The sequence below is a fragment of the Clostridium sp. AM25-23AC genome, from assembly GCF_003435125.1.
Classification (GTDB): domain Bacteria; phylum Bacillota; class Clostridia; order Lachnospirales; family Lachnospiraceae; genus Pilosibacter; species Pilosibacter fragilis.
Genome location: NZ_QWGI01000013.1, coordinates 1 through 13,578, shown reverse-complemented (window position 1 = coordinate 13,578; position 13,578 = coordinate 1). Strand labels below are relative to the sequence as shown.

Here is a 13,578-nt window from a genome sequence, read left to right as displayed (position 1 = left end):
TCAAAGCAAGTTTATGAGGATGGAGAGGAAATCATGCCTGCATTCCCATTCTCCGACTGACCGATCAACGAAATTTATAATTTTTTATGATCGCCTGCAAGGTACGTGTCCCATTATATTCATTTACATCCGGATAATAGATCATGTCGATCGTATTCTGCCCTGTCTGCTCTTCCAAAAAACGATCTCCATCTGCAAACAGCAGACCATCGAACGGATGTCCAGTGTTCGTCACCAGATTCATTTTCACGACATTTCGATTTTTTCCAAGAACACGTACATTTCGAATCGTCAGACTTTTCTGGGCAAACAACGGTTTTTCATTTCCCTGCCCGAATGGTTCCAGACCTTTGAGCTCATCCACGATTTTTTCATTCACATACTCAAACGGCATCGGAACATCGATCCAGATCTGCGGAACGAAATCATCTTCCGTAAGCTTTGCATTTTCATTCAGTCTTCTCCTGAACTCATCAATATCACTTTCCTCAATGGAAAGTCCCGCTGCCATTGGATGCCCGCCAAATTTCACCAGCAGATCCGACACCTCGCAAAGCCCCTGGTACATATGGTATGCCTCTATGGAACGTCCGGATCCCTTCGCACTCTGCTCGCCTCTCGTCAGCACAAAGGATGGCTTATGGAAATGCTCCCGGAGTCTTCCGGCTATGATCCCGGCAAGTGATTCATGGCACTCCGGCAAGAACACCACCAGCACCTTATCCGACATGTAGAAACGTTCTACCTGTTCGATAGCCTCTGTTTCTCCCTTTGCCGTCATATCCTTTCTCACATCATTGAGTTCCTTTAATTCATCCGCCAGCCCACTGACCCGGTCCGGATCCTGTTCTAACAACATCCGGAGCGCAACCTTCGCACTTTTCAACCGTCCACCTGCATTTAAGCACGGTCCGATCACAAAACCAATGTGATATGCGCTCAGATTGTTTATATCCAGATTATTTTTCTCTACAAGCATTCTGAGACCGGTGTTCTTCGTCGAACCGATCTTTTTCAGTCCATATTTGACGATCAGACGGTTTTCATCCTGCAGCTTCATGACATCTCCCACGGTCGCAATGGCCGCAAACTCCAGAAGCTCCATCCACTCATGCTCCGGAATTCCAAGATCCTCATAGATCACGTTTATAAGCTTCCATGCTACGACCGCACCGCAAATTTCATGGTACGGATACGTCTCCCCGTCCTGCTTCGGATCAACCACTGCATCTGCCGGCGGCAGAATCTGTCCATAAACATCTACCGGTACTTCATGATGATCGGTCACCACAACCGTCATGCCAAGCTGCTTTGCGATGCTGATCTCCTTTAATGCCGCGATTCCATTATCACAGGTCACAAGTGTATCGATCCCGTCCTCTGCTGCCTGACGGATGATGGATTCATTGATCCCGTAGCCATCCCGGATCCGGTCCGGTATCTCATAATCAATCTGCCCATTTCCGGCAGCACGGTGAAATCCCTTGAGAAGAATATATGTTGAACAAACACCATCAATATCGTAGTCGCCGATGATCCGGATTTTTTTCCCTTCTATCAACTTCTTTTCAATGATCCCCGCAGCGGTCTCCATTCCCTTCATCTGTCGCGGATCATAAAGATCATCCAGTGTCCCGTAAAGATACTTTCTCATCTCACGTTCATCCAAAAGACCTCGGTTTCGCATGATCCGAACAGCCACCGGACTCACCCCCAGACGCATCGCAAGCCCGTTAAAATCTGCCCGTTTTGTCTGAAGCATCCAGATTTCTTTCTTTTTCTGCATCGTTTCTCTCCCTCTTTGCGCTTCCTCATTCCGGCACGTTCAATACTTCTGGCCATTTTCCTTCAGCCATTGCCGCCGTTTTCGATAATCCGGCAGAATCTTCTCCACTTCATCCCAGAATTCCGTGCTATGGTTCATCTGGAGCCGATGGGCAAGCTCATGGACCACAACATAGTCCAGAATCTCCTCCGGCATCAGAACCAGCTTCCAATTAAAATTCAGGTTTCCCTTTGCACTGCAGCTCCCCCAGCGCGTCTTTTGCTCCCGGACCGTGATCGATCCATAGGAAACGCCCATGAGCCCTGCGTAATAACAGCATCGTTCTTTTAACACGTTTTCCGCTCTTTTTTTTCCTTCAAGACGTTCCGTTTCTGTGTAGGACGGACGCACTGCAAGGATCTGTTCTCCGGCACGGAGCCTCACCTCGATCCAATCCCGATGACTCTCCACAAACCAATCTGCAGTCTCCGGCGGTGTCCGGAAAGGAGCACGCACCGTAATCGTTCCGTCAAGCTCCACCTTCAAAGACATGGAACGGCGCCTGGACCGGAGCAGCTCATATGTAAAATGTTCCGTTCTTCTTTTCATGATTTCCTCCAGAAGCTTCTTCCTTTTTCACTGCACAAGTTTCACAGAAAGTTCCATCAAAAGTTCCCATGAAATCGAAAAAAGGCATCTGCAATTGCAGATGCCTTAATCAGCGCGCCAGAGAAGATTCGAACTCCCGACACTACGGTCCGTAGCCGTATGCTCTATCCAGCTGAGCTACTGACGCACGCTCTCTGAGTTTCAGATGTCTGTCACTCAACAAAGAATATTCTACTATATATTTTCTTCTTTGTCAACACTTTTTAAATTTTTTTAATTTTTTTCTTTTCCCTTGCACCAATATCATAAGCCGCAAAAAAGCTTTGGGGCCATCACGCCAAAGCGTAACAGCCCCGTCTTTTTTTACTTCTCGTAATAGCAATCTCCCAAATAATGGAAGGACGTATTTTTGTTAAATTTGAATCCCTTAAGGTCTGCTCTTCTTCCTACCATGCTATATTTGTAATACAGAGGTACCCACGGACAGAGCTCATTTAAGCGAACCTGAAGGTCTTTATATATCTGGAGGCGTTTTTCTTGATTTGTTTCCACCGCTGCAGCATCGATCATTTCATCTACCTTATCATCTTTGAGATATGCACGATTGCCGCTCATTCCACAGTTTCTTGAATGGAATAACTGAGTTACACTATATGCCGGATCACAAGTAGTATTTACCCAGCCAAGAATCAGGAGATCATGTTCTCCGGCATTGATCGCATCCTGAAATGCTCCCCATTCATACACATTGATGTCTACATTAATGCCAACCTGAGCTAACTGAGCCTGAACTACCTGTGCAGCACGACTTCTTACTTCTCCGGATACGTACATCTTAAGATCCAGTCCATTTTCATATCCTGCTTCTGCAAGAAGTTCTTTGGCTTTTTCCAGATCCTGAGGATATGGCTTTACGTCCTCATTCCACCCAGGCACAGTCTTTGCAACAACGGAGGTGGCTACTTCGCCGCGACCTTCTACAATCGTATCTACGAATTCCTGACGATTCGTGGCATAATTGATCGCCTGACGTACCCGGACATCATCCAATCCTTTTTTAGTTGTGTTCATAGCCATAAATTCTACAGAAGGTGCCGGCCAGCTTTCCAGAACAAGATCTTTACAGTTCTCAATATTGACAGCATCCACCGGATCTACGGCTAAGATCACATCAATCTCCCCTGTTTCCAGTGCGATTGTACGAGCACTTCCTTCCGGAATGATCCGGGTTGTAATCGAAGTGGCTGTAGCAGGTCCATCAAAGTAGTCATCAAACCGGACCAACGTCCAGTGGTCATTCGGAACCCACTCTTTAAACATAAACGGACCTGTTCCGATCGGAGCTTCTCCATATGTATCGCCAGCCTCTGTTACTGCCTTCTCTGATAAGATCTTCATACTGGTATCATTAAGGATATACAGGAATGCTGGACACGGATTTGAAAGATGGATCGTCACCTCGTAATCCCCGTCAACAGAAACATGATCAATGGCTGATGCATTAGACATTGCTTTTGGCATGGTCTTGGCACGCTCTAAACTGAATTTCACATCGCTGGCCTTCAGTTCATCTCCATTGTGAAACTTTACGCCTTTCCGCAGTTTAAATTTGTACTTTGTGTCATCCACAATCTCAAAACTCTCTGCCAGATCCCCTACAGGCTCACGGTTATCATCAATTTTGATCAAACCATTATAAATATGGAAATTCAGCGTTGCAGATGGTGAATCCACCCCCACCTGTGGATCCATAGACCGGATATCGCTGCTATTCGCCGAAATAATGTCTGTCCGTCCAATGGACTCTGGTTTTTTCTCTGACGATGTTTCCGCACCGGATGAAGCTGATGTCTCCGCCTTTGAATCCGCTGTCGATGTACCGGAGTTTCCCCCACTCTGTCCGCAGCCCGACAATACCATAGCCCCGGCCAATGCCAATGCCGTCAGTTTTCCATACATCCTTTTTCTCATGCACATGTCCTCCTTGTTATTATATTGTTACATAATTTTTTCCTTCTCGCTTTATTTCCCCCATCCAGAGATCCATTTCCGGCAATTCTCCGCAACTACGTTCATCTGTCCTGTAAGCCGGTTTCTCTGACGCACAAATCTTGTCTGGACTGCCAAATAATAATCTGCTTCTGTATTTTCCCTTGTCAGACCCTCTGCCATAGCAAGTCCGGCAAACACCGTTCCCTTTACCGCCGGATCCTGATGATATGGGCTGGATGTCGTGTACATGATCCTTGCCAATTCTCCCGCTATTTCCATGATGACATCGTCTGTATGTTTCTGATTCTCCATAGCGTTTTCAAGATCTGCAACCGCTTCCTTCAGGCTGCCGATCGCCCTCCAGACCGGAGAAAGATCAAATTCCGCACTAAGCTTCTGTTCTATAGAACGAAGCTCGTTTTCCATAAAGCTGACAAACCCGCTCATCTCTGCAGGAAGCTTCTCACAATTAGCGAAAATGGCGGTCAACTTTGCAATGACTCTTGTATCTCGCAGTGTCACCTCCGGATCTACCTTATCAAAGGTATCCTCTTTCGTATGCCACCAGGAAAATATTTTATGATCCTGTTTTATAAACTGCGGCATCATAGCAAACGGAATATCCGCTCCCCAGAAGGTCTGATCTGCGAATCGTACCATCGGCGTCGGTGCCTCCGGTTCTTTATCATTAAACTCCCTTAAAAACTCTCGGTCAAAGGCTTCGCCCTCCAGCATAGATGTCCGCATTCCAACCACATCCGAACCTTTACAGCCGCAAATATCCATATTAATGTGGGCCACACAATTTTCTTTCAGATCTTCCCAATGGTGATCATAATACCAGGTCGATCCGGAATAACGGGCATCTGAATGACCGGACCACCAGGCAAGCACTACAGACCGCTCCAGATGTTCCTGATTTTCTTGAAATACCCTGGCAATCTCCATCATAGCAGCATTGGCAACGCCATTATCCGTTATCCCCTCATACCAGGAATCATAATGACCGGAAACCAACACATACTTATCCGATCTTCCCTGAATACGTGCTACCGGCATGGTACTGGAAACGATTGACTGACACATTTCAACGTTAAGGCATGCCGTCAGTGGACTTTCTTCCAGTTTTTTCTGCAATTCCTTTCCTGCACTTTTTGTGATTTCCACAAACGGAATTCTCGGATAATGACAAGCCAGATCCTCCGGCTCAGGTGTTCCCCATACACCTCCAAGCGTTCCATGGTGTGCCAGATCCGCATGCCAGATTGTGATCACGCCCAAAACTCCGGCACGTTTTGCCTCACATGCAAACGCAAAGCTGTTCTCATATGTCAGAACGATCTTTCCGGCAAATTCTGCCATTCTTGCTCTCTGCTCCTTCTGGCTGCAGCCTCCGGTTGCGCTGATCCGGTCGAAAACCAGTTCAGCTTCCAGATTTTCCGCTGTTCCACTATACACATACGGAGTCAGAGGCACGATTGCTTCCGAAGAATCCCCTTGGATCCGTATGGATGCTTCTCCCGGAAGGCTTCTATATACCAGATAAATTTCCCGCTCTACCGGGATTCCCAGTTCTTCCATTCGTTTTGCGATTCGTTCTGCCGCTTTCTCTCCATCCTCAGAACCTGTATAGCGGTCCAGGTGACTGAAACACTCTACATCCTTCATGATTCTGGATGTTTCTAAGGCTTTATCAATTTTTTCAATAAGCTTATTTCCTTCCGATGAACAAAGACTCATACCCTGCATGTTCTAATTTTCCCTTCTTCTTTCCCCATTCATTTGGGCACGATCCATTTCTTGTGTATTTGTCTGTTTTGTTGTAAAATAGTTATTTTCGTCCTCAGTATTTAAGCATATTATACAATGTCGATTCTTATATCGTCTAATGCTTAATTCGAATATTATATATAATTTTTGCGAATACGATATAATATACTGAAATTATATTCAATTTGTACTATATGCAAAAAGCCCCCGGAGAATCCATATCTGATTCTCCTGGAGCTTTTCCCTAACGCTAAAATATCTAAAAAATGACTATGTTTTTACCACAGCCCCGGTTTTACTTCTGGTGGAAGCGGATTCGGATATGTTTCACCGTCCAGCTCTTCCAACCAGTCCTTATGAGCCTTTTTGATGAGCTCCGGATTTTCCAGAAGATCCGCTCCTGTGCATGCCATGACTTTTGCCGCCGTCAGCATGCCCTTATGGGCAACACTTGCCTTTCCCTGAGCAACAGCCTGCCAGGAATGAAGTGCTGTTCCTGCCGCATAGCAGCACACATTTGTCTGCACCGTCGGAACCACCCAGCTCACATCACCGACATCGGTAGAGCCACCACCGCCATATGATTCGCTCCGGTCCAGCTTAAAATCCAACAGTGGCATATCCAGGACTTCCTTCCGCTTGTCCTTTTCAACGACATGAGCGATCATGTCCTTTAAGCCCTCTTTGTCTAACTCCGTAACGACCTCTTTGAATTTTCCCGCGTACGCCAGCTCCTCTTCCGTATATCCGATCGGAATAAAATGGTCAAGATTTTTGTCCATGACCTCTTCCAGAACATCATTTCCGATCACGTTGGAATAAGCGGCAACCTGACGAATATCCACAGTCGTTCCCGTGATCAGCGCCGCGCCCTTCGCGATATCGCACATCCGCTCATAAAGCTTTTTGACCTGAGTTACCTTTGGTGCGCGGATCGCATAGAGTACCTGTGCCTCCGCTGGAATCACATTCGGGGCAATTCCACCGGTGTTTGTGATCGCACCATGAACTCTCGCTGCGTCGATCATATGCTCTCGCATATAATTCACGCCAATGTCCATGATCTCCACTGCATCCAGCGCAGAACGTCCAAGCTCCGGCGCTCCCGCCGCATGGGAGGAGATTCCATGGAAGGTAAAGAACACACGGAAATTGGCAAGGAATTTATCGTCTCCCATTGTTTTGTTCGTCGTGCTTGGATGCCAGGTGATAGCGATATCACAGTCATTGAAATATCCGTCCCGGACCAGATATGCCTTTCCGCCCGCATTCTCCTCCGCCGGACAGCCATAGTAGCGGATCGTTCCCTTCAGGTCTTTTTCTTCCATATAGGACTTTAGTGCATCGACAGCCGCCACAGATGCCGTTCCGAGAAGATGGTGGCCACAGCCATGTCCATCTGTTTTTCCTGCGATCGGACGACGCTCCGTGCAGTCTGCTTCCTGCTGAAGACTGGAAAGAGCGTCAAACTCACCAAGAAATGCGAGGACCGGCTTTCCGCTTCCCCACTCGGCAATAAACGCTGTCTTCTCTCCGGCAAGGTCCGCCCGGATTGAAAATCCGCGAGACGCAAGGTATTCCTGTTGTACCCTCGAAGATTCATATTCCTGAAAACGAGGTTCCGCATATCCCCAGATCTCATCCGCCATAGATGTATATGTGTCCTTCTGTTTCTCCACCAGTTCAGAAATTCTATCTTGATTCTTTGTTTCCATGCTGTCCACTCCTTCCTGTGTAATCCTTGTTCCTGCCACACACATTTCCATCAACAGGCACTATGTGCAACACTTCCATAAGCAGAAGCTTGTTATACCTATTTTTTTAGGCAGTCTTCTGAAAACCATCGCCCTTGATGGTTCTCATTCCGACTGCCTGATCTATCCTATTACCAGATCGATGGTTTTAAATCTGCCGGAAGCGGATTCGGATATGTCTCTCCGTCAAGCTCTTCCTTCCAGTCTGCCTTTGCCTTCTCAATTAATTCCGGATTCAGAAGAAGTTCCGCGCCGACATACGCCATAACCTTCGCTGCCGCCAACATCCCTTTGTGAGCAATCGAAGATTTTCCCTGTGCAACAGCCTGCCAGGAATGAAGCGCTGTACCTGCTGCGTAACAGCTGGTATAGACCTGTGCTGTCGGAACGACCCAGCTGACATCTCCGACGTCCGTGGAGCCGCCACCGCCGTAAGCACTGTTTTTATCGACAATAAGATCCCACATCGGCTGCTCTAAGAGCTCCTGTTTATGCTCTTTTCCTCCGATCACTGCCGCCTGATCCTTCATTCCTTCTTTATCCAGCTCTGTGATCACACCCTGGAATTTCTTTGCATATGCAAGCTCTTCCTCCGTATAGCCGATCGGAACCACATGCTCCAGATTCTCCTGAACAAGATCCGCCAGTGTATCATTATTGATCAGGTTGGAATATGCTGCAACCTGCTTGATATCAACGGTCGTGCCTGTGATCAGAGCCGCACCCCTTGCAATATCGCACATCCGCTCATAAAGCTTCTTGACCTGTGTTACCTTTGGTGCACGGATCGCATAGAGGATCTGTGCCTCAGCCGGGATCACGTTCGGAGCGATTCCGCCGGAGTTTGTGATCGCGCCGTGAACTCTCGCTGCATCGATCATATGCTCTCTCATATAGTTCACACCGATATCCATGATCTCAACGGCATCCAGCGCGGAACGTCCAAGCTCCGGCGCCCCGGCCGCATGGGATGAGATTCCGTGGAAGGTAAAGAATGCCCGGAAGTTTGCCAGATGGAATCCGCCCTTCATAACTTTATTCATTGTGTATGGATGCCAGGTAATCGCGATATCACAATCATCAAAATATCCATCCCGGACCAGATATGCCTTTCCACCCGCATTTTCCTCCGCCGGACAGCCATAGTAACGGATCGTTCCGCTCATGTGATTCTCTTCCATATAAGTTTTTAACGCATCAACAGCCGCTACCGACGCTGTTCCGAGAAGGTGATGACCACAGCCATGTCCGTTTGTCTTTCCCTCGATCGGGTGACGTTCTGTGCAGTCTGCCTCCTGCTGAAGGCTGGAAAGTGCGTCAAACTCACCTAAAAATGCGAGGATCGGCTTTCCGCTTCCCCATTCCGCGATAAATGCGGTCTCTTCTCCTGCGAGATCTGCCTTGACGGAAAATCCTCTCGCTTTTAAGAACTCCTGCTGAAGCTTCGTGGACTCGTACTCCTGAAATCTCGGCTCCGCAAAACCCCAGATCGCGTCACTGATTTTTGTATATTCATCGCGTCTCTGATCGATCGTCGTGCCGATCTCTTTTCTAAAATCTGTTCCCATATGTATATGCTCCTTTCTATGTTTCCCTTATCCATCAGAACCATACAGGCACGTTTCCGGCTCTCTTCACCTCTTTGTCCCTCATGGGCTTCCATTCGTGCACACACCCGTCCCTCATGTTATTCATGTCTTTTTCCGGTGACGTTCTCAGTTACGATCTTCCAGACCGTCACTGCGTTCACCATTGCCTCCGCGAACGCGTTCTCTTCGAATGCCTTCTTCTGACTCATCTGATTCATGAGGCTCGCCAGAGCTTTTTTCTTCGATGTGAGATCTTCCACGAAATATGCAGTTCCGTTTCCGCAGATACTCTCAAAGCTTGTCGTCGACTTGCAGGCTGCGTCATAATCGATCTCCAGGCTATTTTTCCCGTAAATACAATATGAAACCTGAGGATTCTCTCTGATCTTATCGATCTTCGTCCCTTCCTTCGCTCCGTGAAAATACAGAACCAGCTTTCCTTCTTCCACTTCTGCACCATAATTCAATGGAATTAAATAAGGACATGACTCATCGTGGAACGCAACGGTGCACACAGTCTCCCGTTTCGCGATCGCCACAATATCAGCCATGTCCTTCAATTCTCTGTCACTTCGTCTCATCCAGACCTCCATTCCAGTCATAAAGATCCTACACTTTTGCCATTCTCCATTTCGATCCTTCAGGATTTTCATCGAAATTCCGCATTCAGTGCCATCCGCCAGACTTCCCGTAAGATGAGACTATCATATCATAATTTTTTTAATATCTCAAGTAATATACCGTTATCTTGTTCCTTCTGTCTGAAATTATCCCTCAATTCAGAATACTAAATTGCAGTTCCAGCACCACCGCAGACTGATCATGACCCATGATCACAATTCCAGAGCTTTCTCCTCTTATCCTAAAATACGGCCTGAATCAAAAACATATAAAGTACAGTTCCTGCCGCAATACTGAGCAGTGTATTCCTCTTCCATACGTGCAGCCCGACAACCGCTGCGGAAGCTGCAATCTCCGGAATTCCATGAGATCCCGCAAAAAAGCTCACATTTTTCAGGCAGTACACCACCAGCATCCCCATGATCGCATACGGAAGAACTCCCGATAAATATGTAATGTATCCGGGGATCTCCTTCTTCCTGCCGAATATCACAAACGGAAGAATTCTTAAAACAATCGTTACTGCAACGCATACCGCGATCAGTGTGACCGCCCTCAAATCCATCCTCTCTATTCCTCCTAAATCAAGCAAAATCCACCGCTACCGCTGTATTGTACGGAATTTTCAGTTCGGAAATTTCCTACCCGTGTGCAGCAACCTGGGCACTGTTTTCATACTATTTCCTGTCCTTCGGAAAATGTCATGAATTATGCCGTCATCTGGCTGCTCTCAGTTTTCTTACTCCCACGCATCAGCGTCAAAATCACCGTGATAGAGATCATCGACGGGATCAGAAAGGCTGATGCCCCAAAGATCAACAGACAGATCACGGATGCAGCAACACCTGCAACGGCGCTTCTGTGATCCTTCGTGCTCATCCACTGTTCCGTAAATACCACCAGAAACAGAGCTGTCATCGAGAAATCGATCCCTTCCGTATTGATATTCAATACACTCCCGAGCACCGATCCCATCACGCTTCCAATTACCCAGTAAATCTGGTTCAACAGCGAGACAAGGAAGAAATATTTCTTCTCCTCGACCCCCTCCGGTACATCTCCACTGCACACCAGCGAATACGTCTCATCCGTAAGCGCAAAGATCAAATACGGCTTATATGGTTTTGTGTCCTTATATCGCTCCACCATGGAGATTCCATAAAATAAATGTCTTGCGTTGACCATCAGTGTCATAAGTGCCGCTGAGATCAGCGACGCGCCACCTGTTATCAGATCAATTGCCACATACTGCATTGACCCCGCATAAATGAACACACTCATCGCGAGCGCCCAGGTGATGCCGTAGCCCTTCGCTCCCAGCAGCATTCCAAATCCGATTCCCAGAACGATATATCCCGCCATTACCGGAATTGATCGTTTCAACGCATATCGAAATGTCATATCTGTTCTCCTATCCATATTATTTCGAGATCTCTCCTGTTCATCTCCATCACGCTCCCATAATTCGGGTTTTTCGTTAAACAAAAAAGAGCTTGCAAAACAAGCTCTTTTCATGCCGGTGACCGGACTTGAACCGGTACGAGGTTGCCCCCGAGGGATTTTAAGTCCCTTGCGTCTGCCTATTCCGCCACACCGGCAGACATATAAATATGTCGATGATGGTTTCCCATCAAATGGGACCTATAGGGCTCGAACCTATGACCCTCTGCTTGTAAGGCAGATGCTCTCCCAGCTGAGCTAAGATCCCAGATATGAAATTAATAATCCTTATTTCTAAGGAAACGACCCGGATGGGATTCGAACCCACGACCTCCGCCGTGACAGGGCGGCGCTCTAACCAGCTGAGCCACCGGGCCAAATATTTTATCAGTTGTATGAAGCTTTTACCAGGTAGAGTGGACCTTCAGGGACTTGAACCCGGGACCGACCGGTTATGAGCCGGTTGCTCTAACCAACTGAGCTAAAGGTCCATAAGTTTAGGACTGAAAGCCGATGATCGGACTCGAACCGATAACCTGCTGATTACAAATCAGCTGCTCTGCCAATTGAGCCACATCGGCACATCAATGACCCCAAGGGGATTCGGACCCCTGTTACCGCCGTGAAAGGGCGATGTCTTAACCGCTTGACCATGGGGCCGCGTTCATTATTTGTACCAGAAGCTCATATCCATGAAACTGGCAAAATAAAAACTCCCCGAGTAGGACTCGAACCTACGACAGCGCGGTTAACAGCCGCGTGCTCTACCGACTGAGCTATCGAGGAATATTTCCTTTGTTCTTAGCTGTTCCTTAAGAACAGTGCTATTATATAATATGTTTTCGCATCTGTCAACCCGTTTTTTATATTTTTTGAAAAATTTCTACACTTTATTTTCCGGTATGTTTTATCCTTATTTTATCAGTATTCTCACCCGTTCATGCCTTGCTTTGAATTTCCAGCAACTATTCAGTACCTTCATAGTTACAAGCAAAAATCCATTTCAGATCGGCTGCACCGATGGGATTTTTGTCTTCCAGATTATGTTTTCTTACGGTCTGCGCAGCAAGTGCGCAGATCTACGGAACAGTTACAATTCCCATTCTAAAAAACCGCTGTACTTTTCTCTCATAAATTGGTAGGATAAACTCATCAATCCTCTGGACTCATCAAAAAACACACCCTATAGGTCAATTTACATATCGGGAGGCAAACATTCATGGATAAACGTTTAAAACAACAGTTAGATTTTGTACTTGAGATTGATAAAGAAAAGAATATCCTGCGCCAGACACATCTCTCCGGCCATGGCCGCCGGGAAAATGACGCAGAACATGCCTGGCATATGGCCATCATGTCCTACCTTCTCCGTGAGTATTCCAATGAATCCGTAGATATCGCAAAGGTCATGCTGATGTGCCTGATCCACGATATCGTGGAGATTGATGCAGGTGACACCTTCGCCTACGACGAGGAAGGTCGCAAGACCCAAAAGGCCCGCGAAGACGCTGCTAAAGAGCGTATCTTCTCCATCCTACCGGAGGATCAGAAAAATGAGCTCATCGCTCTCTTCGACGAGTTTGAGGACTGCGAAACATCTGAATCCAAATATGCCCATGCCATGGACAATCTTCAACCGCTTCTCTTAAATCACAGCAATAACGGTGATGACTGGAAGCAGCACCAGATCACCTCCAAGCAGGTCTACGGCCGCCAGAGCAAGACGAAGCTCGGCTCCGAGCGTCTCTACGAAATTACGGATCATCTGATCCAGGATGCAATCAAGAAAGGTTTTGTGAAAGAATAATAAAAAGAGTCCTCATAATAACACTTCAAATCAATTTAAAGCTACTACTATGAGGACTCTTGCGTCAATCCAATTTAAAGCTACTACTATGAGGACTCTTGTGTCAATTTGCGCTTTGCAAAAAAAGACCAGACATCTCTGCCTGGTCTACTCACACATACCTTCAAAACCACATATTGAAATCATCTTTACCGTTTCATCAACCAACCAGACCTTCCTGGATAAGCCCTC

General features: G+C 47.0%; 10 protein-coding genes and 8 tRNA genes. 1 reads left to right on the top strand and 17 read right to left on the bottom strand.

All coding sequences use genetic code 11. The features are described 5' to 3' along the window. Nucleotides 1-64 precede the first annotated feature (64 nt). From recJ to DW677_RS09160, 17 genes are all read right to left on the bottom strand, one after another. Nucleotides 65-1,786, bottom strand: coding sequence for a single-stranded-DNA-specific exonuclease RecJ (gene recJ, locus DW677_RS09240; RefSeq protein WP_117484615.1), 1,722 nt, complete (start codon nucleotides 1,784-1,786; stop codon nucleotides 65-67). A gap of 39 nt (nucleotides 1,787-1,825) precedes the next feature. Further along, the gene (locus DW677_RS09235; protein WP_117567023.1) at nucleotides 1,826-2,374 is read right to left on the bottom strand and encodes a SprT family zinc-dependent metalloprotease; all 549 of its coding nucleotides are present in this window, start codon (nucleotides 2,372-2,374) and stop codon (nucleotides 1,826-1,828) included. A 113-nt stretch (nucleotides 2,375-2,487) separates the two neighbouring features. Next, nucleotides 2,488-2,561: transfer RNA gene (locus DW677_RS09230), tRNA-Arg, on the bottom strand. 176 nt (nucleotides 2,562-2,737) lie between these two features. Continuing rightward, nucleotides 2,738-4,345: an ABC transporter substrate-binding protein gene (locus DW677_RS09225; protein WP_181968336.1), complete on the bottom strand. Its 1,608-nt coding sequence runs from the start codon at nucleotides 4,343-4,345 to the stop codon at nucleotides 2,738-2,740. A gap of 51 nt (nucleotides 4,346-4,396) precedes the next feature. Then, nucleotides 4,397-6,115: a M28 family metallopeptidase gene (locus DW677_RS09220; protein WP_117567020.1), complete on the bottom strand. Its 1,719-nt coding sequence runs from the start codon at nucleotides 6,113-6,115 to the stop codon at nucleotides 4,397-4,399. A gap of 299 nt (nucleotides 6,116-6,414) precedes the next feature. Next, entirely contained in the window at nucleotides 6,415-7,851 is a 1,437-nt protein-coding gene (locus DW677_RS09215) for a M20 family metallopeptidase (RefSeq protein WP_117470219.1), read from the bottom strand. 170 nt (nucleotides 7,852-8,021) lie between these two features. Next, nucleotides 8,022-9,458: a M20 family metallopeptidase gene (locus tag DW677_RS09210; RefSeq protein WP_117470139.1), complete on the bottom strand. Its 1,437-nt coding sequence runs from the start codon at nucleotides 9,456-9,458 to the stop codon at nucleotides 8,022-8,024. A 119-nt stretch (nucleotides 9,459-9,577) separates the two neighbouring features. Next, the gene (locus DW677_RS09205; protein WP_165860002.1) at nucleotides 9,578-10,060 is read right to left on the bottom strand and encodes a pyridoxamine 5'-phosphate oxidase family protein; all 483 of its coding nucleotides are present in this window, start codon (nucleotides 10,058-10,060) and stop codon (nucleotides 9,578-9,580) included. 281 nt (nucleotides 10,061-10,341) lie between these two features. Beyond that, nucleotides 10,342-10,665 carry a branched-chain amino acid transporter permease gene (locus DW677_RS09200; protein ID WP_117567019.1) on the bottom strand — a complete coding sequence of 108 codons (324 nt, stop codon included), beginning with the start codon at nucleotides 10,663-10,665 and terminating at the stop codon, nucleotides 10,342-10,344. 143 nt (nucleotides 10,666-10,808) lie between these two features. Continuing rightward, nucleotides 10,809-11,501, bottom strand: coding sequence for an AzlC family ABC transporter permease (locus tag DW677_RS09195; RefSeq protein WP_165860003.1), 693 nt, complete (start codon nucleotides 11,499-11,501; stop codon nucleotides 10,809-10,811). Nucleotides 11,502-11,614: 113 nt separating this feature from the next. Next, a tRNA-Leu gene (locus tag DW677_RS09190) sits at nucleotides 11,615-11,698 on the bottom strand. Between the two features lie 37 nt (nucleotides 11,699-11,735). Next, nucleotides 11,736-11,808, bottom strand: a tRNA-Val gene (locus tag DW677_RS09185). Nucleotides 11,809-11,843: 35 nt separating this feature from the next. Next, a tRNA-Asp gene (locus DW677_RS09180) sits at nucleotides 11,844-11,917 on the bottom strand. Between the two features lie 40 nt (nucleotides 11,918-11,957). Then, nucleotides 11,958-12,031: transfer RNA gene (locus tag DW677_RS09175), tRNA-Ile, on the bottom strand. A gap of 17 nt (nucleotides 12,032-12,048) precedes the next feature. Then, nucleotides 12,049-12,121: transfer RNA gene (locus DW677_RS09170), tRNA-Thr, on the bottom strand. Nucleotides 12,122-12,128: 7 nt separating this feature from the next. Next, a tRNA-Glu gene (locus DW677_RS09165) sits at nucleotides 12,129-12,200 on the bottom strand. Between the two features lie 53 nt (nucleotides 12,201-12,253). Then, a tRNA-Asn gene (locus tag DW677_RS09160) sits at nucleotides 12,254-12,326 on the bottom strand. Between the two features lie 433 nt (nucleotides 12,327-12,759). Between DW677_RS09160 and DW677_RS09155 the strand changes: the two genes are divergently transcribed. Further along, nucleotides 12,760-13,347 (top strand): HD domain-containing protein, encoded by a 588-nt coding sequence (locus tag DW677_RS09155; RefSeq protein WP_015553866.1) that lies wholly within the window; start codon nucleotides 12,760-12,762, stop codon nucleotides 13,345-13,347. Nucleotides 13,348-13,578: the final 231 nt, after the last annotated feature.

Excerpts from the sequence above, each read along its gene's own strand:
- DW677_RS09225 (WP_181968336.1), bottom strand. The coding sequence starts at position 4,345 with ATGAGAAAAAGGATGTATGGAAAACTGACGGCATTGGCATTGGCCGGG.
- DW677_RS09235 (WP_117567023.1), bottom strand. The coding sequence starts at position 2,374 with ATGAAAAGAAGAACGGAACATTTTACATATGAGCTGCTCCGGTCCAGG.
- DW677_RS09205 (WP_165860002.1), bottom strand. The coding sequence starts at position 10,060 with ATGAGACGAAGTGACAGAGAATTGAAGGACATGGCTGATATTGTGGCG.
- DW677_RS09155 (WP_015553866.1), top strand. The coding sequence starts at position 12,760 with ATGGATAAACGTTTAAAACAACAGTTAGATTTTGTACTTGAGATTGAT.
- DW677_RS09215 (WP_117470219.1), bottom strand. The coding sequence starts at position 7,851 with ATGGAAACAAAGAATCAAGATAGAATTTCTGAACTGGTGGAGAAACAG.
- DW677_RS09200 (WP_117567019.1), bottom strand. The coding sequence starts at position 10,665 with ATGGATTTGAGGGCGGTCACACTGATCGCGGTATGCGTTGCAGTAACG.
- DW677_RS09220 (WP_117567020.1), bottom strand. The coding sequence starts at position 6,115 with ATGCAGGGTATGAGTCTTTGTTCATCGGAAGGAAATAAGCTTATTGAA.
- recJ (WP_117484615.1), bottom strand. The coding sequence starts at position 1,786 with ATGCAGAAAAAGAAAGAAATCTGGATGCTTCAGACAAAACGGGCAGAT.
- DW677_RS09210 (WP_117470139.1), bottom strand. The coding sequence starts at position 9,458 with ATGGGAACAGATTTTAGAAAAGAGATCGGCACGACGATCGATCAGAGA.
- DW677_RS09195 (WP_165860003.1), bottom strand. The coding sequence starts at position 11,501 with ATGACATTTCGATATGCGTTGAAACGATCAATTCCGGTAATGGCGGGA.